The organism is Stenotrophomonas sp. YJH_SMC_120 (assembly GCF_059368675.1).
This window is the reverse complement of sequence record NZ_JCAFRY010000002.1, coordinates 364,897-382,277: the sequence shown is the minus strand read 5'-3', so window position 1 is coordinate 382,277 and position 17,381 is coordinate 364,897. Positions and strand designations below refer to the sequence as shown.

The following is a 17,381-nucleotide window of genomic DNA, read 5'->3' as shown; positions in this document are numbered from 1 at the left end:
TCATTTCTCGAGCAGGGGCGAGAGCCGGATCATCAGCTCCGCCAGGGTCACGAACAGGGACAGGCCCACCAAGGGCCGCGCGGCGAACAACCGGTACAGGCCGAGGCTGGCGAGCAGGCGTGAGGTCAGCATCGACAGCGCCAGCGCGGCGGCGGCCACGGCGAGCAGGCCGGGAATGAGCACGCCATCAATGGAAAGATCAGAGAGCATGTGGTCAGTGCCGATGGTTAAGCGGGGATGCCAGCAGGTCGCGGCGCAACCCGCTGAGCAGGTGCGACAGATGCTCACGATCAGCCCCGGTGCTGGCCGCAGCTGCCTCGCGCATGCGGTCCAGCAGTTCCAGAAGATGGATGTCGACACTGCGTGCCGTGTGGGCGCGAACCCCGAAATGTGCAGCGATGCGTTCGACCAGCGCAGCATGAAGCGCCCGAACCTGCGGGTTGTGCAGCCGCTTTTCCAGCGCGCGGAGTTGGCTGGATGCACGTGCCGCACGAACGTCCGCAAACAACGCCCGCAGGTCGTGCGCGGCGCTGGAACGGCCCTGCAAACTGGGAGCGAGCAGCCCGATTCGATCCAGCATGCGGCTGAGCCACGCGCGGGTCACATCACCTTGTCCGGCGGCGTGTCGTGCGATATCCCGACGGATCGAACGCTCCAGCCGTGCGCGGTTGCGGCCCGCATCGGCGGTCTGGAACAGCTGCATGCTGCACAGTGCCACCGTTGTACCGATGAACAACGCAACGCTGTTGTTGAGCGCGCCGACGATGTTGGTCGAATTGGTCGCGCCCAGGCCGGCGATTAGCGGAAACGTCAGCACCACGCCCAGCGCAGCCATGATGAAGGGCGGCCGGGCCAGGAACGATCCGCATAGCAGCAGCGCAGGCGCCAGCGCGGCCATCAGGCCGACAATATCGGACAGCGCGGGGAAGATCAGCAGACCGTAGACCAGGCCGACGGCAACGCCGATGCACGATCCCACCAGGTAGCGCATGACATGTGGTGCCGGCGCTTCGATCGTGCCGAACAGCACGCACGCTGTGCCGATGATGGACACCGCCGTGGCGCCTTCCGACCAGCCGGTAACGATCCACAGCACGCAGCTCAGCAGGATGCCGACGAACGCGCCCAGCGCGCTGCGCGCGGCGTTCCTGTGATCCCGGTGAATCACTGCGCCCTGCACATTCCGCGCAAGACGGTCAGGCACATGCAGGCGCCAGTCGGGGCGGGCAGTGTGCAGTTGTGCCTGCAGCACGCGGCAGTCGGAGTGGGCGAGGTCGAGCTCGGCCTGTTGAGCGGCGAGGCTGGCCTGCAGCAGATCGCGCCAGCCGCTTGCATCCATTGTGCCGGCCTGCGGTGAACGCAGCGGAGCGATGGAATCTTCCTCCGCGCTGGACAGCATCAGTACGTCCAGCATCCGGTCATGCAGGGCACGCAGGATCTGCACCTGGGCGACGCCGTGGGCGCTGTCGAAGGGCAGGTGGATCGACAGCACATGCAGCTCGAGCAGGTCGGCGGCCACTTTCGAGCGGTCCGTCGCCAGCACCGTGTCCGATGCACTGGCGCGCATGTCGCGTGTCCATCGTTCCGCATCTTCCAGCACGGCAGCAACCCGTGCGTGCACGCGCATCGAGACCCGGCGTGGCAGCACCAGCCCATGTACCAGCGTGGCGGCCAGGATGCCGATGGCGATTTCCTGCACCCGCGTGATGGCAATGGTGAACACCTCTCCCGGCACCATCACCGCAGGAAACCCGATCAGGCTGGTGGTATAGCCGGCCAGCAGGAACGCGTACGCACGTGGCGTGCGGTCGAGCATCGCCAGGTACAGGCACAGCGCCATCCAGGTGGCGAGCGCGGCGCTCAGCACCAAGGGCGCATTGGCGAAGCGTGGCACCAGCGCGACGGTGGCGACGGCCCCGCCCACGGTACCGAGCAGGCGGAACAGGCCGCGGCTGAGCGTTGCCCCGGAAAGAGGCTGTGATACCAGATAGACCGTGCCGATCACCCAGAACGGGCGGTTCAGGCCGACCCTTAGAGAGACATAGAGCCCCAGCGACGCGGCGAGCAGGCATTTGAGCGAGAACAGCACCGCCTCCTGGTCGGTCCTGACGGCAGGGCTTTTAAACCGCGCAAATGCCTGGAGCAGGTGGGGGCGGAGCGGGCTGGGGGAGTGCATGCAGCTCATGCTAGTGACCGGCCGCACTGGCGAATTTCGCTACAATGACAATCAATCACTAAAACCGGTCAATGTGAGAATGGCTCGCATTTCGCTCCCCGGCTTTGACCTGGACCCGGACGAGACCGATCGCCCGGCGGTTGCCAGCCGCCTGCAGGTGGCCGAGCACGACGCGGAAATTCCGGTGCATGAGCATCGAAAGGGTCAGCTCATTCTTGCGCTGCATGGGGCGGTGACCTGCGAAGTGGCCAATGCGCTGTGGATCGTGCCGCCCCAGTGTGGCGTCTGGATTCCGGGCGGCATGCCGCACAGCAACCGCGCCACCGCCAACGCGCGCCTGTGCTACCTGTTCGTCGAGCCCGGCATCGTCGACCTGCCGGCGCAGTGCGTGACGCTGGCCATCTCGCCGATGCTGCGCGAGATGATCCTGCACCTGGCCGACGCGCCGCTGGACTATCCGCATGGCAGCCACACCGACCGGCTGGCGCGGGTGTTGCTGGACGAGCTGGTACAGATGCCGGCCGAGCATCTGTCGCTGCCGGTCAGCCATCACCCGAAGGTGCGTGCGCTGGCGGCGGCGCTGTCGGCGGATCCGGCAGACCGCAGCACCATCGGCCAGTGGGCCGTGCGCCTGGCCCTGGGCGAGCGCACGTTGACCCGCCTCATCGAACGGGAAACGGGATTGTCCTTCGGGCGCTGGCGGCAGCAGCTGCACCTGCTCATCGCCATTCGTGAACTCGCCGCCGGTGCACCGGTACAACGCGTTTCCGAGACGCTGGGCTATGAGTCGGTGACGGCCTTCATCACGATGTTCAAGAAAGCGCTTGGCCTTTCCCCGGCGCGGTACTTTGCGGTGCGCCTGCGTGGGCAGTAGCCGGGAACAACGGGGGAGGCCGTTGCCTGGAACGGCTACTTCAAGGTGCCGGAGACTGATTGAATCGCGGCCACCACCGCAGCGGGATCCTCGCGCTGGAGGGTGTGGCCGGTTGCCAGGTAGCGGTGCGAGCCGCGCGTGAACCCCGAGAAGAGCAGGGCGTGCTGCGCCTTCCAGAGCGCCTTGCCCGCTGCGGTTTCCTCGAAGAACAGCGGTTCGGCAGCCAGCTGCGTTGCAGTCAGCAGCGCTACCGGCACGTCCGGCATCGTGCGCGGGGTTTCCGCACCGGGTGCATCCAGCTGTTCGGTCAGCACGGCGTAGTCGGCGGCCATGGCTGGCGGCAGCATCGCCCGCAGCTGGGCAACATCTGCCTGCACGCGGGCACTGTCGGCCTGCTTGAACGCATGGCGCTGACCCATCGTGGCCGGGTCCACCAGCACCAGGCCCTGCAGGCGCTCCGGATGGCGGCGTGCAAACTCCGTGGCCAGCAGGCCGCCATAGGAGTGACCCACCAGCACAACGCGGCGACCGGGGGCGAGCGTATCGATCACGGCCGTGAGGTCGGCCAGATGCGCATCGATGCGCTTGGGGTGACCGTCGCTGCCGGACTTGCCGAGTCCCGCACGGGCGTAGGTGATGCTGTGGTAGTCGCGCCCCAGACCGGCAACCACCTCCTTCCAGGCCCCCGCGCCCTGCCCGAAACCGGATTCAAAGACCACGGTGATCGGGCCGGCCCCCATCTCCTTGGCCTGCAGTGTGTAAGCGCCTCGATCCACCTGGATTTCCCCTGCGTGCGCGGTGCCCACTGCGGCCATCATGGCAGCCAGCGCCCACAACGTCACTCGGCTGCTTTTCATTGCCATTCCCTTGGGCCGTGACGCGTGCCAGCCCTTCCGATGGGCCAGGTCTGCAGCGGAGTGCCACAGCCTGCCGACCTCGCGACAGGTCGTGCTGGTAATGTAGTGAGGTATAACACCTAATCCCTGTGTAGGAAGTCATGGTGCATGAGGTCGCTGCGCCTGTGCTGCGGGTTGTTCCGCCCGCCTATCAACGCGGCTGACCTTGCCGGCATCTGGTGCGTCGGATCTGACGCTGCTTTTGCCCATTGTCGCCGGCGTTGCAGCATTTGGAGGAAGGGATGCCGGCAATCTATTAGGTTGCATTGGCTATCGTCTGCGCTATGGTTGGAACTCAAACTGTGTATTGAGCCCTATGAAGCTGACGCGCGGATGGTTTCTTGCACTATCTGTAATGTGGCTGGCCATTTCCGCTTTGATGCTGTGGCTGGGCCGAATCTGGGATGCGTTTGGTGCCTTCCTGGCTGCGACAGCCTTCGTTCTCGTTGCCTTTAGGAGAAAGCGGCATTTTGCAGACGGGTCCCCGGAATAGCGGGCCTTCTCAACCACCTCTTTGCAAGGGAGCTTGAGATTATGACGTCATAGGTAATCGCATCGCGCTGGTCACCTCGGCAGGTACCGCCAGCTACACCATCCGGCAACTGTTGACCGTGGTGAATGCGAACGTCAGTGCGTTCAACAGGTGCATTAACAATGCGAAGAAGGGGCGAAGGTGAGGTATGCCGCAGCTGTCATTGCCGGTCTGGTTCTGGCCGGCTGTGCAACATCGGGTGGCGATATGATCGTGCGCGTCTCGGGAAGCGTGCCGCCAGGTCAGGGTGACGTTCGCGCTCTCGATTGTGAGCTGAGCATGCTCGGGGAGGGCGAAGGTGTAGTTTCGTCGAAACCGGTTGGAAGCACATTCTCGGTCCCCATGATGGTCGTTGCAGGGCCGGAACCCAGAAGCTACCAATTCGCAGTCGAATGCAGGGACGGTCGAAGGTTCGCATCCAAGGAAGTACGGATCAGTAGTCGGCGGTCCTATGCCCGGGACCTCAACCTTGGGGAGCTTCAGGAGTGGTGAGAGAGAGGAAGGGGCGACCGGGGGCGCACCTCCGTCGTATGCATCTGGCGGATTCCAGTAGATGAACCAAGATTTCAACTCCCTTGAATGGTGTGACGCCACGTTGCTGGCCTTCAACATTGACAGGAGCAATCCTGGTGTGTGCGATGAGGTAAAGGTCCGGGTGCGCTGGCCGGATGGTCGGGAGTCAATCGTTTGCTTCCCGGAAGCCTACGGTTGCTCCGCGCTCATGAACTTCGGCGTACTGGGGGAGGAGGGAATAGAGTTCGCCATGGTGGACGATGACGAGCCGGGACTTGCTCATCTTCTTGATCGTTGGAAGGCGGTCGGCTATCCGCTGTCCGGTCTGAAGTGTTTCCGTATCGAGACCAGCTCGACCGGAAGCGTCATTCTGATCTACGCCAGGACATGGCGGATCGAGCATCTGCTGATGGCGGATGCAGTGCCCTGAAGGACATTCCGTGCCCAGATTCCTCACCCCGGACGAGGTCTCCCTCATCCACAGGCTTCTGCCCGAGACGACCGAGCTGTCCGAACGGTTGTTGAAGGATCTGGCACTCGCCCAGGTGGAGGACGTGGAGGTCGTCGGATTCGGGGGCGTGGTGTTCCTGTCCAGCACGACTCAGGTCTTCGGAAGTGACATTGCCACGGCCATGCTTGCCGATGCCGACGGCGTGCCGGTGAGGGTCACCTTGTGCCTGGACAATCAGGATCAGCTCTTCGAGCTGGAGCTGTGCAAGGTGGACTTCTCGCCGATCATCGGCGTCGATCTGAGGAGCGCTTTCAGCGAGCACTGACGCCTGCTGAAAGCGATCCAAGCTGAAGGGCGTTGCGCATCGCCTTCACCCTTCGGGCTGCAAGCGCCCCACCGCCTGCGCGCACAACGACTGGCAGGCCATGACCAACCCCTCCATCACTCGGTCGCCCACGTACTCTTCGGGTTCGCCGTTCTGCCGGGTGCGTTCGGCCGCCAGCAGCATTTCCAGCACCACCCGCAACCCGCTCAACGCGCAATCGGCATCGGCCAGGGCCAGGCAGCGCCCGGGCAGCTGATGCCGCTCCGGCCACGGCTGCCCATCAGCCGCCGCACCGGAGCCGATGCGGTGGAGATTGGCAATGAAGGTGTTCCTGTCCACTGTTGGCGCAGCCTGTGGCGAACCGTCGTCGCCGGCGGTGCTGCGGTAGGCGTGCAGATGCGGGAAGTCCGATTCGTTCATGGCAAGGCTCCGTGCAGGGCAATCGGTAGCCGCCACCCATAAAAGTGGCGGACGGTACGTGGTTCGAACACCGGGTTGATGTCAGTCCGGCGGGCCCGAAGGCCCCCACGCACCGCCCGCCATAGCCGGCAGACGGATTGCCAGTCGGCGCCACGCTAAGGTGGCGCCGGCTGGCAAGCGCATACATCAACATCAACTCGGGTGTTCGAAGCCCGGCCACCCTTTTCCGGTGGCACGCCATCTGAGCCCCTGGCGCTGTGCAATGCCAATCAGAAGAGTTGCAAACATCACTCGATTGGAGACGCTTTTGACATTGTCCTACGCTGTTAAGTCCCGCCAGTGCTGGCTGGCGTAGTGATCCGCCCGCAACGCGCAATCTGCGACAGGTGTCGAGGTTGTCACGGCGAACGGGACGGGCCGGGAGGGCCTATCACGACAGGCGTTGCCAATTCAGCTGCGGGCTGTCCCGGGTTGACGCTTTCAACTCCCCAGCGCACTCTGCGGGTTGGGGTCGACAACCCGTTCAGGGGCAGGGCTGCAGGGTGGTACCAGGAGGCGGAACAGCCATGAGCCAACTCACCGACAGCTTCGGACGCAGCTTTCCGTACCTGCGCTTGTCGCTCACCGAAGCCTGCAACTTCCGGTGCAGCTACTGCCTGCCCGACGGCTACCAGGCCGACGGCCGCCCGCGTTTCCTGCAGGTGGATGAGATCGGCCGCCTGGTGCGGGCCTTCGCGGCGTTGGGCATGAGCAAGATCCGCCTGACCGGCGGCGAGCCCAGCCTGCGCAAGGATCTGGACGAGATCATCGCCACCGTGGCGGCGGTGCCGGGCATCCGCAAGGTGGCCATTACCACCAATGGCACGCTGTTGCCGAGGCGTCTGCCGGGCTGGCACCGGGCCGGCCTGACCGCGCTGAACGTGAGCATGGACAGCCTGCAGCGCGAACGCTTCAAGACCATCACCGGGCACGACCGCCTGCCGGAGATCCAGCAGGGCCTGGCGCTGGCGCAGGCGTTGGGCCTGCCGGCGATCAAGCTCAACGCGGTGCTGCTGCGTGGCCTGAACGACGACGAGCTGCCGCGGTGGATGGACTACCTGCGTGACCGCCCCTTCAGCGTGCGCTTCATTGAACTGATGCGCACCGGCGACAACGAAGCCTATTTCCAGCGCCACCACCTGCGCGCCGACGTGGTGGTCGAGCAGCTGCTTGCCGCGGGCTGGCAAGAGCGTCCGCGCGCGGCCGACGCCGGCCCGGCGCGCGAGTTCGGTCACCCCGACCATCGCGGCAGCATCGGCATCATCGCCCCGTATTCGCGTGACTTCTGCAAGGGCTGCAACCGCCTGCGGGTGACCGCCAAGGGCGACCTGCGGCTGTGCCTGTTCGGCGAGTTCGGCGTGCCGCTGCGCCCGCTGCTGCAGAGCGACGATGACCATGACGCGCTGCTGGCACGCATCACCACCCAGCTTGGCCTGAAAGCGGCCGGGCATGGACTGCACCAGGGCCAGACCGGGCTGACCCCGCACCTGGCCTCCATCGGAGGATGAGCAACACGATGAGTGGGGAATTGAATGCGGCCTTCCACATGGCCGATGTCCGCGACAAGCGCATTACCCGCCGCCGTGCGGTGGCGGTGGGCGAGTTGCATGCCGGTCCGGTGGCCTATCCGCTGATCGTCGAGCGCCGCCTGCCCAAGGGCGATGCGCTGGTGATGGCCGAGATTGCCGGCCTGCAGGGCGCCAAGATGGCGTCGATGCTGATGCCGCTGTGCCATCCGCTGCCGCTGGAGCTGGTGCAGGTGTTCTGCGCGCCGGTGCCGGAACGGCAGGCGATCCGCGTGTGGTGCGAGTGCGCGAGCGAGGCGCGCACCGGCGTGGAGATGGAGGCGCTGGCTGGCGTCAACGCGGCGCTGCTGACCCTGTACGACCTGAGCAAGCCGGTGGAGCCGGCGTTGCGCATCGAAGGCATCCGCCTGCTGTTCAAGGAGGGGGGCAAGCGCGGTGTCTGGCTGCACCCGGACGGCATGGACGAGGCCGAGCGCGCGCGTTTCAAGCCGCGTGCGCCGAAGGGCCTGGAGGGCGCGGCCTGCGCGGTGATCACGCTGAGCGACCGCGCCAGCGACGGCACCTATGAAGATCTCTCTGGCCCGACCCTGGTGACCGGGTTGAACACACTGGGCGGAGAGGTGGTGGCCGCCGAAGTGTTGCCCGATGGCATCGAGCCGTTGGCCGGCCGCCTACGGGCCTTGGCCGCCGACGGCGTGCGCCTGTGTCTGTGTACCGGCGGTACCGGGCTGGGCCCGCGTGACCTGACCCCGGAGGCGCTGCGTTCCTTGAACGCGCGGCCGGTGCATGGCCTGGCGCAGATGGTGCGGGCGCTGAGTGCGCAGCACACGCCGATGGCCTGGCTGAGCCGCGCCGAGGTGGTGCAGCTGGGCAAGATGCTGGTGTTCGCATTGCCGGGCAGCCCGAAGGCGGCGGCGCAGTGCCTGGACATCCTGGCGCCGGTACTGGGCCACGCCCTGGCGATGGTCGAGGGGGATGGCCACGCATGATCCCCTACAGCGAAGCCTTGCAGCACCTGCTGGTCGCGGCCTCGCCGCTGCCGGCCGAGCGCCTGCCGCTGCATGAGGCTGGCGGCCGCACTCTGGCCAGCGACATCCACAGCGCGCAGTCGCTGCCGCCGTTCGACAATTCGGCGATGGACGGCTTCGCGCTGCGCGCCAACGGTACGGCGTTCGAGGCCGGTACCGAATTCGCGGTGCAGGGCTGGCAGGCGGCCGGCGATGCTGGCGCCGAAGGCGGGGAGGGGGCCTGGGAAATCATGACCGGTGCGCGCATGCCGGCCGGGCTGGATACGGTGGTACCGGTCGAGCACGTGGAGATCCTCGCCAGCGAGGATGGCCGCCCGAGCCGCATTGCCCTGAAGGCATTGGTGAAGCCGGGCCAGAACGTGCGCCTGCGCGGCGAGGATGTAAGCGACGGCGAGCGCGTGCTGCAGGCCGGGCAGGTGCTGGACATCAACGCGCGCACCCTGCTGCATGCCATCGGCGTGGGCGAGGTGGCGGTGGTGGCGCGGCCAAAGGCGGCGGTGATTGCTACCGGCAAGGAGCTGGTGACCGAGGCGGCGCAGGCGCTGGAATCCGGTCAGATCCGTGACAGCAACCGGCCGTACCTGGTCGGCCGCCTGCAGGCCGCCGGTGCCGGGGTGGTCTGGCAGGGCACGGTGGGCGATGACGTGGCCGCGTTCAATGCGGTGCTGGATGCAGCGCTGGACGCGGGTGCGCAGCTGTTGATCAGCACGGGCGCGGTGTCGGCCGGCCGCTACGATTTCATTCCCGACGCGCTGCGCGGCCGGGGGGCGCGCATCGTGTTCCACAAGGTGGCGATCCGCCCCGGCAAGCCGTTGCTGTTCGCGGTGCTGCCCAATGGCGCGCTGTATTTCGGCCTGCCGGGCAACCCGGTCTCCGCTGCCGTGGGCCAGCGCTTCTTTGTCGAGCCGGTGCTGCGCCGCCTGCTGGGGCTGGCACCCGAGCAGATGCTGACGTTGCCGCTGCAGGCCGACGTGTGCACGCCGCCGGGCCTGCGCTTTCATGCGCGGGCCCGGGTGGAAGTGGACGCGCAGGGCCGCCTGAGTGCGCGCGTGCTGGCCGGGCAGGAGTCGTTCCGTTTGATGTCCATGCTGCAGGCCAATGCCTGGGTGGTGCTGGAAGGCGAGGGCGGCGTGGCCGCTGCCGGCACGCCGGTGCGCGTGCAGGGCTGGGGTCATCAGGACCCGGTGCAGCTGGCGAGCCAGGAGCCGTGATGAGACAGGTGAATGTGCAATTGTTCGGTGCGTTTTCCGATCTGGATGCCAGCCGCGAGATTGCCGTGGACGTGGCCGGTGGCACCGTGGCCGATCTGCGCCAGGCGCTGCGCGAGCTGCTGCCGGTGCGTTGGCCGGGTTTCCGTGCCGGCCTGCTGGATTATTCGGCGTTCGCCGACCAGCAACGCGTGCTGCGCGACCACGAGGCGCTGCCCGACGATGGCCGGGTGGCGATCCTGCCGCCGGTGAGCGGGGGCTGAGCGATGAGCGAGAAGATCATCGCGAAGGTGGTGGACCGCGCGCAGGCGGCAATCGATCCGGCCGAGGGCATCGCGGCGGTTTCCGATCCGGGCTTCGGCGGCATCGATGTGTTCATCGGCAAGGTGCGCGACGTCAATGTGGGCCGGCGGGTGACCGGGATCACCTACGACCTGTTTGAACCACTGGTGCTGAACGAATTCAAGCGCCTGGCCGCCGAGGTCGAGTCGACGTTCGGTCCGACGCTGAAGCTGTACGTGGCCCATGCCAAGGGCCGGCTTGGCATCGGCGACGTGGCGGTGGTGGTGGCCGCCGGCAGCCCGCACCGTGACGAAGCGTTCCGGGCCTGCCGGCAGTTGATCGAGGTGGTCAAGCACCAGTGCCCGATCTGGAAGCAGGAGCATTACGAGGACGGCGACAGCCAGTGGAGCGAAGGTTGCAGTCTGTGCCATGCGGAAAGTGAACCTTCGCACTCCCATGACCATACGCATGACCACGGGCATTGACCGCGCCCTTCAGGGCGCGGGATTCAGTAGATCCACGCCATGCGTGGAAGAGGCCTTTCCCGCGCATCCGGCCGGCGCAGCCACGCATGGCGTGGCTCTACTGCGATGACCATCAACGGCATCGTGCTGGCCGGTGGCCTGTCCGCCCGCATGGGCCGCGACAAGGCACTGCTGCCCTGGCAGGGCCGTACATTGCTGGAACACATGCGGGGGCTGTTGCTGCAGGCGGGCGCCGGGCGGGTGTGGGTGAGCGGTGACTACCCGGCGTTTGGTGGCATCCCGGACCGGGTCGCACGCTGCGGCCCACTGGGCGGCCTCTACAGTGTGGCGATGCAGATGCCCGATGGCCCCGCCTGGGTGGTGCCGGTCGATACGCCGCGGGTGACACCCGCGCTGTTGCAGCGCCTGCAGGCCGATCAAGCGCGCGCCTGCACGGTATTCGACGATGAACCGTTGCCGATGCGGTTGCAGATCGATGATCATTGCCGCCGCGTGCTGCAGGCCTTGATCGATGCCCCGACGGCGCGCCGTTCACTGCGCGCCCTGCAGGAACGCCTGGGCGTGACACGGTTGCCACTGGCGCCGGAGGATCAGGCGTTGCTGCTCAACTGCAATACCCCGTCGGAATGGGAGTCCATCACAGCATGAAGGTCCAGCTGCAACAGCAATCGATGCGCCTGCGCGTGGATGAAGAAGAACTGGCACGATTGCTGGCCGGTGAATCGGTTGAGAACCTGACGCGCTTTGGTGGCAGCGGTGGCTGGGGCGTGGCGCTGTCGCTGCATGCCGGCGACCAGGCCGTGCTGCTCGATGGTGGGACATTCTGCCGGTTGGTACTGCCGCGCCAGGCCGTTGAGTCGCTTGCGGGTCGGCTGCCCTGCCGCGATGGGCTGGGCTTTGGTATCGCGTTGGATGACGACAGCATGCTTCAGCTGCAGTTCGATGTGGACGTGCGCGACAGCGTACGCCAGCGTGGCCCGCAACGACGTGCTGAACCTGCGCCGGAGTAGGCGCAGGTTGCGCAGGGCCGGGTGGCGCGCTGTCGTATGATGGGGGCCTTCGTTCCTGCGTTGCTGCAATGCCCCTGGACCCCTCCGCTCCCTCTGCGTCCCGACCGGCCACGCCCAATCCGGCAGCGGCCGATGACGGAGACGCGCTGCACTTCTGCAGTACCTGTGCGTTCTCCGACGCCTGCATGTCGCAGGGTTACGACAAGGCCGCGTTGGGTGAACTGCATGTGCTGGTCGATCACGTCGGCCCGTTCCAGGCCGGCGACTATCTTTTCCGTGCGGGCGATCCGTTCGACTCGATCGCAGCGGTCCGCGCGGGCATGGTCAAGACCTTTGTCGATGACAGCCAGGGCAACGAGCAGGTGCTGGGTTTCAGCCTGCCGGGCGAGGTGATCGGGCTCAATGCCATCCATGGTGCGCGCTTTCCCTGCAACGCCGTGGCGCTGGACACCGTCTACCTGTGCCGGATCTCGTTCCCGCGATTGAGCCTGCTGGCCACCCGCATGCCGGGGTTGCAGGCGCGGCTGTTCAGCCTGCTCAGTGCCGAGATCGGCAAGGTGGCCACGCTGGCTGCCAACCATCGCACCGAGGAGCGCATGGCGGCGTTCCTGCTGGATCTTTCCGAGCGCTATGCCCGGCGCGGATTCTCCGCCACCCGTTTCAACCTGAGCATGGCCCGTACCGAGATTGCCAACTACCTGCGGATGGCGCCGGAGACAGTGAGCCGGGTACTGCGCCGCTTGAGCGACGAGGGTGTGATTGCGGTGAACCAACGTGAGATGCTGTTGCTGCAACCCGAACGGCTGGCGGCGTTGGCCGTGGCTCGGGAATCCGGACTGGACTGATCAGGCAAGCGAGGGGCCGACCCATGATGCGAGCGGGGCTGTTGGTGCTGGGAATAGTGGCTGCAGTACCGGCCTGGTCGGCCGACTTGACGGTGTCGGCGGCGTCGAGCCTGACCGAGAGCTTCCGCGAACTGGGCACCGCCTACGAGAAGGCACACCCGGGAACCAAGGTGGATTTCAACTTCGCCGCGTCCGGCGTGCTGCTGCAGCAGATCAGCCGCGGTGCGCCGGTGGATGTGTTCGCGTCGGCCGATGAAGCCACGATGGACCAGGCCCAGCAGCAGGGCCTGCTGGCGGCCGGTACCCGCGAGGTGTTCGCGGTGAACGCGCTGTGGGTGGTGGTACCGCCGCAGGCCAAGGCTGCACCGCGTACCTTGAAGGACCTGGCCGGTGCCGGCGTGCAACGCATCGCACTGGGCAACCCGGACAGCGTACCGGTTGGCCGTTATGCCAAGGGCGCGCTGGAAGCAGCGGGCCTTTGGCCGTCGGTGCAGGGCAAGACCATCACCACGCAGAACGTGCGCCAGTCGCTGGATTACGTGGCGCGCGGTGAAGTGGACGCCGGCTTCGTCTATGCCACCGACGCACAGGCGATGCCCGACCGGGTGCGCCGTGCCTTCGCGGTTCCGGTGGCGGGGCGCATTGCCTATCCGCTGGCGGTGACCAGGGCCAGCGCGCAGTCGGCCGAAGCCAGGCGCTTCACCGCCTTCGTGCGTTCGGCGCAGGGCCAGGCGATCCTGGCCAAGCACGGGTTCGGCAAGCCCTGACGCATGGATCTGGACTGGAGCGCACTGGGGTTGTCGCTGAAGGTGGCCGGCTGGGCCACCGCGATCAATCTGGTGCTGGGCGTGGCACTGGGCGCGCTGCTGGCGCGGCGGCGCTTTCCCGGCCGCGAGCTGCTGGATTCGCTGCTGACCCTGCCGATGGTGCTGCCACCGACGGTGCTGGGCTATTACCTGCTGGTGCTGATCGGCCGCAACGGCCCGATCGGCGCGTGGCTGCAGTCGTGGTTCGGCATCAATCTGGTGTTCACCTGGCAGGCCGCGGTGATCGCCGCGGCGGTGGCTTCGCTGCCGCTGGTGTTCAAGCCGGCACGCGCGGCGTTCGAAGAAGTGGACGGGCAGCTGGAACAGGCTGCACGCACGCTGGGTGTGTCCGAAGCAGCGGTGTTCTTCCGCGTCACACTGCCGCTGGCATGGCGTGGCATCCTGGCCGGCCTGTTGCTGGCGTTTGCGCGCGCGATGGGTGAATTCGGCGCGACGCTGATGGTGGCCGGCAGCATTCCGGGCCGGACGCAGACGCTGTCGATCGCCATCTACGAGGCGGTGCAGGCCGGTCAGGATGGCAAGGCCAATGCGCTGGTGATCCTGACTTCGGTGGTGTGCATCGTGATCCTGTTGCTGGCAGCGCGGCTGGTGGGCGGGCGTCGCCGGGAGCTGCGCGATGTGGCTTGACCTGCAGGTGCAGCGCCGCCTGCAGGCGGCCGGCCAGGATTTCGTGTTGGACGTATCGCTGCAGTGCACGCAGCGGCAGGTGGTACTGTTCGGGCCTTCAGGCGCCGGCAAGAGCCTGACCCTGAAGGCGGTGGCCGGGCTGCTGCGGCCGGACCAGGGCCATGTGCGCGTGCAGGGGCGGACCCTGTTCGACGCGGCCACCGCTGTGGATCTGCCGCCGCAGCGCCGCCGGCTGGGCTACGTGTTCCAGGATTACGCGTTGTTCCCGCACCTGAGCGTGCGCCAGAACGTGGCGTTCGGGCTGCAGAAAGGATGGCTGAATCCGCGGGTCGGCCAGCGTTTCGATGCGGTGGAGCAGTGGCTGCACGCATTCCGCATCGACACGGTGGGCGATCTGCTGCCCTCGCAGGTCTCCGGTGGCCAGCGCCAGCGCACTGCATTGGCGCGCGCCCTGGTGACGCAGCCGCAGGCGCTGCTGCTGGATGAGCCGTTCTCCGCACTGGACCATGACCTGCGCCAGCATCTGCGCCAGGAGCTGGAGACCGTGCTGGACAAGACCGGCATTCCGCTGCTGTTGATCAGCCACGATCCACAGGACGTGGCCATGTTCGGTCAGCAGGTGGCGCGCATGGTGGATGGTCGCATTGTCGGCGGTTGACCTGTGATGGACGCACCGGCGATGGTTGGTCACATCTGATGGTAGTGCCGGCCGCTGGCCGGCAACCTCGGTATCCTGAGCAGCCGGCCAGCGGCCGGCTCTACCGTGATGCACGGGCGATGGTTGGCTACATATTCTGGTAATGCCGGTCAGCGGCCGGCTCTACCGTGATGCACAGGCGATGATTGGCTACATGTTCTGGTAGTGCCGGCCGCTGGCCGGGAACCAAGGGATACTGGGCAGCCGGCCAGCGGCCGGCTCTACCGGTCCAGGATTCGTGCAGTCCAGTGGTACCGATCAATACAGCTCACAGTGCGTGCGGCCTTCACCGCGCAGCGCGTCCCAGCGTCCCTCGCCGCCGATGGCATCGATGGCCTCGCGCACCGCGCCTTCCAGATGGTGCTTGTTGCCGCACAGGTAAAGATGCCCGCCACGGGCCAGGACGTCGCGCACTTCGCTGGCGCGCTGCTGCAGCACGTGCTGCACATAGATCTTTTCAGCGCCATCGCGCGAGAACGCGGTATGCAGGCCGGCCAGCACGCCACGCGTGTGCCAGTCCTGCAGCTGGTCGCGATACAGGTAATCGTGCTGGCGGTGCTTCTCGCCAAACACCAGGTGCACCTCGCGTTCGCAGCCGTTGGCCTGCAGCTCCTGCAGCAGGCCCATCAGCGGTGCGATGCCGGTGCCGGTGCCGACCAGCAGCAGCGGCGCCTGGCCGGTATCGGGCAGGTGGAAGCCAGGGTTGGAGCGGCAGTACACACGGGCGTGCTCGCCGCCATGCAGCAGGCTGCCGGTGGCGGTGCCGAAGCGCTCGCGGCCGCGCAGGGGGTAGCGCACTTCGCGCATGCACAGGCTCAGCTGGTCGTCGCACGGGTGTGAGGCGATCGAATAGGCACGCGGCAGCCGCGGTGACAGCAGTTCGCGCAGCCGGGCCAGCGGCACGCTGTCCGGCGTGGCGTGGTCCTGCAGCACGTCCAGCAGGTCCAGGCCGTGCAGGTAGGCTTCCAGCTCGCGCTTCTGGCTGACCTTCAACAGGCCCTTCAGTACCTCGCTGCCGCCGAGCTTGGCCAGTTCGCGCAGCACGCCCTTGCTCAGCAGGCGCAGCTCGCGGTCGTGCAGGGCGGCCACGGCGGCGGTGTCGCCGTACCAGGTAGCCAATGCCTGCAGCAAGGCAGGGTCGTTCTCGGGTACCACGTGCAGGGTGTCCCCCGCGCGGTAGGCCATGCCACTGCCGGCAATGTCCAGTTGCAGGTGCCAGGCAGCGGGGTCGCTGCTGTTCAAGCGGCGACGTTCGAGAATGGGGGCGGCAAACGCATTGTCATCGCCATAGGCGGTGACCTGCAGGCGCAGGTCCTGGCCAGCGTTGAGGTCGCCCTCCAGCACCTGGCCGAGCACCGGCCGCCATTGCTGGAAGAACTGCTCGTAGCCCAGGTCGGCGTCCACCCGATGCAGCAGCGGCTGCGCCTGGCGCTCGCTCAGTGCAGCATCCAGCGCCTTGGTGAAGCCGCAGAAGCTCGGGTAGCCGGTGTCACCGAGGCCGAACACTGCATAGCGCAGCCCAGCCAGCGTCGGGGTCTGGCGCAGTGTTTCGAAGAACTGTTCGCCATTGGCCGGCGGTTCGCCATCGCCGAACGAGCTGGAGATCGCCAGCAGCACGTCGCCGTGACCGAGACTGGCCACCTCGATGTCGTTGAACGGGAGCACCTGCGGCGCGTGCGGCTGCAGGTCCGCGCCCAGGCGCTGGGCCAGGGCGCGGGCATTGCCCGACTCGGACGCGAAACCCACCAGCAGGCGGCTGAAGGGCGTACTGGTCGGGAGGGCGTTCACGCGGCCTCGTAGAAGTCGTCGAACTTTTCCTTGCTGAACTCGACCAGGTCGTAGTTCTGCATCAGGTCGTTCACCACGCGGCGGATGCTGATGTAGGAGGTGATGTTGCCGTCGGCGTCGAACAGCGGTTGCACGGTGGTGTCGACCACGTAGAGCATGCCGCCCTTGCCGAGGTTGGGCACGATGCCGGTCCAGGTCTTGCCGGCCTTGATGGTGTCCCACATGTCCTTGTAGACCGCCTTGGGCACATCCGGGTGGCGCACGATGCTGTGCGGCTGGCCGATCAGTTCCTCGCGGGCGAAGCCGGTGAGCGTGCAGAACAGGTCGTTGGCATAGGTGATGTTGCCCTGCAGGTCGGTGGTGGAGATCACCATGACGTTCTGCATGGCGTTCAGCAGCTGGGTGTTGTCGGGGGTGTAGCTCATCGCAGGGTCCTTGTGGATGCCGGTAACGCCGGCGTGTTCGGGTCCTGCGTAGAGATACGCCCGCACGGGAGCGGGCGGTTTGACATTGGTCAAGCGCTTCGCTCGATGGCCTGCGACCGGGTGTCGCAGGAAGAATCTCTGTAGAGCCGAGCCCATGCTCGGCTCACGGGGCAAACGGGATTGCCAGCAGCCGGGCGTGGGCTCGGCCCCATGGCAGGAGACACGGGCGGGAGGCGGGCGCCTGTCATGTGTACTGAGCTCATGACGCCTTGTCACAAAGAAATCGCCATGGCTTCACGGTTGATTGATCGCATGCAGGGCTATTGTCGTCCTGAGCCTCTCGCTGGCGTCCCCCACGTCCTGCGTCGACTTCCTTCCCAGCATCAGCGCCCGTCCGGGCGCCGCTG

At 66.6% G+C, this 17,381-nt stretch carries 20 protein-coding genes; 14 read left to right on the top strand and 6 right to left on the bottom strand.

Features of this window, described 5'->3' with window-relative positions; genetic code table 11:
• Together AC5P60_RS05820 and AC5P60_RS05815 are read right to left on the bottom strand one after the other, a co-directional pair.
• The gene (locus AC5P60_RS05820) at window positions 1–210 is read right to left on the bottom strand and encodes a DUF1656 domain-containing protein (protein ID WP_483693224.1); all 210 of its coding nucleotides are present in this window, start codon (window positions 208–210) and stop codon (window positions 1–3) included.
• A gap of 4 nt (window positions 211–214) precedes the next feature.
• Window positions 215–2,089, bottom strand: coding sequence for an FUSC family protein (locus tag AC5P60_RS05815; protein WP_483693223.1), 1,875 nt, complete (start codon window positions 2,087–2,089; stop codon window positions 215–217).
• A 166-nt stretch (window positions 2,090–2,255) separates the two neighbouring features.
• Here AC5P60_RS05815 and AC5P60_RS05810 point away from each other — a divergent pair, with 166 nt between their 5' ends.
• Window positions 2,256–3,050, top strand: coding sequence for an AraC family transcriptional regulator (locus AC5P60_RS05810; protein ID WP_014647399.1), 795 nt, complete (start codon window positions 2,256–2,258; stop codon window positions 3,048–3,050).
• 35 nt (window positions 3,051–3,085) lie between these two features.
• On the opposite strand, the gene AC5P60_RS05805 is transcribed toward AC5P60_RS05810, so the two are convergent.
• Window positions 3,086–3,907, bottom strand: coding sequence for an alpha/beta fold hydrolase (locus AC5P60_RS05805; RefSeq protein WP_483693222.1), 822 nt, complete (start codon window positions 3,905–3,907; stop codon window positions 3,086–3,088).
• Between the two features lie 1,124 nt (window positions 3,908–5,031).
• Here AC5P60_RS05805 and AC5P60_RS05800 point away from each other — a divergent pair.
• Both AC5P60_RS05800 and AC5P60_RS05795 read left to right on the top strand, forming a co-directional pair.
• Window positions 5,032–5,421 carry a hypothetical protein gene (locus AC5P60_RS05800; protein WP_231522984.1) on the top strand — a complete coding sequence of 130 codons (390 nt, stop codon included), beginning with the start codon at window positions 5,032–5,034 and terminating at the stop codon, window positions 5,419–5,421.
• Window positions 5,422–5,431: 10 nt separating this feature from the next.
• On the top strand, window positions 5,432–5,767 hold the full coding sequence (locus tag AC5P60_RS05795; RefSeq protein ID WP_231522985.1) for a DUF6984 family protein: 336 nt from the start codon (window positions 5,432–5,434) through the stop codon (window positions 5,765–5,767).
• A 45-nt stretch (window positions 5,768–5,812) separates the two neighbouring features.
• On the opposite strand, the gene AC5P60_RS05790 is transcribed toward AC5P60_RS05795, so the two are convergent.
• A complete protein-coding gene (locus AC5P60_RS05790; protein ID WP_044570359.1) occupies window positions 5,813–6,187 on the bottom strand; it encodes a hypothetical protein in 375 nt (124 codons plus the stop codon).
• Between the two features lie 566 nt (window positions 6,188–6,753).
• Between AC5P60_RS05790 and moaA the strand changes: the two genes are divergently transcribed.
• The 11 genes from moaA (at window position 6,754) to AC5P60_RS05735 (ending at window position 14,722) form a co-directional block, all read left to right on the top strand.
• Window positions 6,754–7,734 (top strand): GTP 3',8-cyclase MoaA, encoded by a 981-nt coding sequence (moaA, locus tag AC5P60_RS05785; RefSeq protein WP_231522986.1) that lies wholly within the window; start codon window positions 6,754–6,756, stop codon window positions 7,732–7,734.
• 8 nt (window positions 7,735–7,742) lie between these two features.
• The gene (gene moaCB / locus AC5P60_RS05780) at window positions 7,743–8,741 is read left to right on the top strand and encodes a bifunctional molybdenum cofactor biosynthesis protein MoaC/MoaB (RefSeq protein ID WP_049452505.1); all 999 of its coding nucleotides are present in this window, start codon (window positions 7,743–7,745) and stop codon (window positions 8,739–8,741) included.
• Entirely contained in the window at window positions 8,738–9,991 is a 1,254-nt protein-coding gene (locus AC5P60_RS05775) for a molybdopterin molybdotransferase MoeA (protein WP_483693221.1), read from the top strand. Before moaCB ends, AC5P60_RS05775 begins: the two co-directional genes overlap by 4 nt.
• The gene (locus AC5P60_RS05770; protein WP_049432830.1) at window positions 9,991–10,251 is read left to right on the top strand and encodes a MoaD/ThiS family protein; all 261 of its coding nucleotides are present in this window, start codon (window positions 9,991–9,993) and stop codon (window positions 10,249–10,251) included. Before AC5P60_RS05775 ends, AC5P60_RS05770 begins: the two co-directional genes overlap by 1 nt.
• A 3-nt stretch (window positions 10,252–10,254) precedes the next feature.
• Window positions 10,255–10,755 (top strand): molybdenum cofactor biosynthesis protein MoaE, encoded by a 501-nt coding sequence (locus tag AC5P60_RS05765; RefSeq protein WP_088470636.1) that lies wholly within the window; start codon window positions 10,255–10,257, stop codon window positions 10,753–10,755.
• 105 nt (window positions 10,756–10,860) lie between these two features.
• On the top strand, window positions 10,861–11,403 hold the full coding sequence (gene mobA / locus AC5P60_RS05760) for a molybdenum cofactor guanylyltransferase (RefSeq protein ID WP_483693220.1): 543 nt from the start codon (window positions 10,861–10,863) through the stop codon (window positions 11,401–11,403).
• Window positions 11,400–11,765, top strand: a complete 366-nt coding sequence (locus AC5P60_RS05755; RefSeq protein ID WP_049454398.1) for a hypothetical protein — start codon at window positions 11,400–11,402, stop codon at window positions 11,763–11,765. Before mobA ends, AC5P60_RS05755 begins: the two co-directional genes overlap by 4 nt.
• Window positions 11,766–11,833: 68 nt before the next feature.
• On the top strand, window positions 11,834–12,610 hold the full coding sequence (locus AC5P60_RS05750; RefSeq protein WP_049403405.1) for a helix-turn-helix domain-containing protein: 777 nt from the start codon (window positions 11,834–11,836) through the stop codon (window positions 12,608–12,610).
• Window positions 12,611–12,633: 23 nt separating this feature from the next.
• On the top strand, window positions 12,634–13,377 hold the full coding sequence (gene modA / locus AC5P60_RS05745; RefSeq protein ID WP_049454394.1) for a molybdate ABC transporter substrate-binding protein: 744 nt from the start codon (window positions 12,634–12,636) through the stop codon (window positions 13,375–13,377).
• Between the two features lie 3 nt (window positions 13,378–13,380).
• The gene (gene modB / locus AC5P60_RS05740; RefSeq protein WP_005409908.1) at window positions 13,381–14,064 is read left to right on the top strand and encodes a molybdate ABC transporter permease subunit; all 684 of its coding nucleotides are present in this window, start codon (window positions 13,381–13,383) and stop codon (window positions 14,062–14,064) included.
• A complete protein-coding gene (locus AC5P60_RS05735; protein ID WP_111172371.1) occupies window positions 14,054–14,722 on the top strand; it encodes a sulfate/molybdate ABC transporter ATP-binding protein in 669 nt (222 codons plus the stop codon). Before modB ends, AC5P60_RS05735 begins: the two co-directional genes overlap by 11 nt.
• Before the next feature lie 297 nt (window positions 14,723–15,019).
• On the opposite strand, the gene AC5P60_RS05730 is transcribed toward AC5P60_RS05735, so the two are convergent.
• Both AC5P60_RS05730 and AC5P60_RS05725 read right to left on the bottom strand, forming a co-directional pair.
• A complete protein-coding gene (locus AC5P60_RS05730) occupies window positions 15,020–16,549 on the bottom strand; it encodes a diflavin oxidoreductase (protein WP_495201706.1) in 1,530 nt (509 codons plus the stop codon).
• Complete coding sequence (locus AC5P60_RS05725) at window positions 16,546–16,974, bottom strand: PAS domain-containing protein (RefSeq protein WP_242898727.1); 429 nt, start codon at window positions 16,972–16,974, stop codon at window positions 16,546–16,548. The genes AC5P60_RS05730 and AC5P60_RS05725 overlap by 4 nt, the downstream gene beginning before the upstream one ends.
• Window positions 16,975–17,381 lie beyond the last annotated feature (407 nt).

Excerpts from the sequence above, each read along its gene's own strand:
- AC5P60_RS05725 (WP_242898727.1), bottom strand. The coding sequence starts at position 16,974 with ATGAGCTACACCCCCGACAACACCCAGCTGCTGAACGCCATGCAGAAC.
- mobA (WP_483693220.1), top strand. The coding sequence starts at position 10,861 with ATGACCATCAACGGCATCGTGCTGGCCGGTGGCCTGTCCGCCCGCATG.
- AC5P60_RS05770 (WP_049432830.1), top strand. The coding sequence starts at position 9,991 with ATGAGACAGGTGAATGTGCAATTGTTCGGTGCGTTTTCCGATCTGGAT.
- modA (WP_049454394.1), top strand. The coding sequence starts at position 12,634 with ATGATGCGAGCGGGGCTGTTGGTGCTGGGAATAGTGGCTGCAGTACCG.
- modB (WP_005409908.1), top strand. The coding sequence starts at position 13,381 with ATGGATCTGGACTGGAGCGCACTGGGGTTGTCGCTGAAGGTGGCCGGC.
- AC5P60_RS05790 (WP_044570359.1), bottom strand. The coding sequence starts at position 6,187 with ATGAACGAATCGGACTTCCCGCATCTGCACGCCTACCGCAGCACCGCC.
- moaA (WP_231522986.1), top strand. The coding sequence starts at position 6,754 with ATGAGCCAACTCACCGACAGCTTCGGACGCAGCTTTCCGTACCTGCGC.
- AC5P60_RS05800 (WP_231522984.1), top strand. The coding sequence starts at position 5,032 with ATGAACCAAGATTTCAACTCCCTTGAATGGTGTGACGCCACGTTGCTG.
- AC5P60_RS05805 (WP_483693222.1), bottom strand. The coding sequence starts at position 3,907 with ATGAAAAGCAGCCGAGTGACGTTGTGGGCGCTGGCTGCCATGATGGCC.
- AC5P60_RS05735 (WP_111172371.1), top strand. The coding sequence starts at position 14,054 with ATGTGGCTTGACCTGCAGGTGCAGCGCCGCCTGCAGGCGGCCGGCCAG.
- AC5P60_RS05810 (WP_014647399.1), top strand. The coding sequence starts at position 2,256 with ATGGCTCGCATTTCGCTCCCCGGCTTTGACCTGGACCCGGACGAGACC.
- AC5P60_RS05755 (WP_049454398.1), top strand. The coding sequence starts at position 11,400 with ATGAAGGTCCAGCTGCAACAGCAATCGATGCGCCTGCGCGTGGATGAA.
- AC5P60_RS05750 (WP_049403405.1), top strand. The coding sequence starts at position 11,834 with ATGCCCCTGGACCCCTCCGCTCCCTCTGCGTCCCGACCGGCCACGCCC.
- moaCB (WP_049452505.1), top strand. The coding sequence starts at position 7,743 with ATGAGTGGGGAATTGAATGCGGCCTTCCACATGGCCGATGTCCGCGAC.
- AC5P60_RS05765 (WP_088470636.1), top strand. The coding sequence starts at position 10,255 with ATGAGCGAGAAGATCATCGCGAAGGTGGTGGACCGCGCGCAGGCGGCA.
- AC5P60_RS05820 (WP_483693224.1), bottom strand. The coding sequence starts at position 210 with ATGCTCTCTGATCTTTCCATTGATGGCGTGCTCATTCCCGGCCTGCTC.
- AC5P60_RS05775 (WP_483693221.1), top strand. The coding sequence starts at position 8,738 with ATGATCCCCTACAGCGAAGCCTTGCAGCACCTGCTGGTCGCGGCCTCG.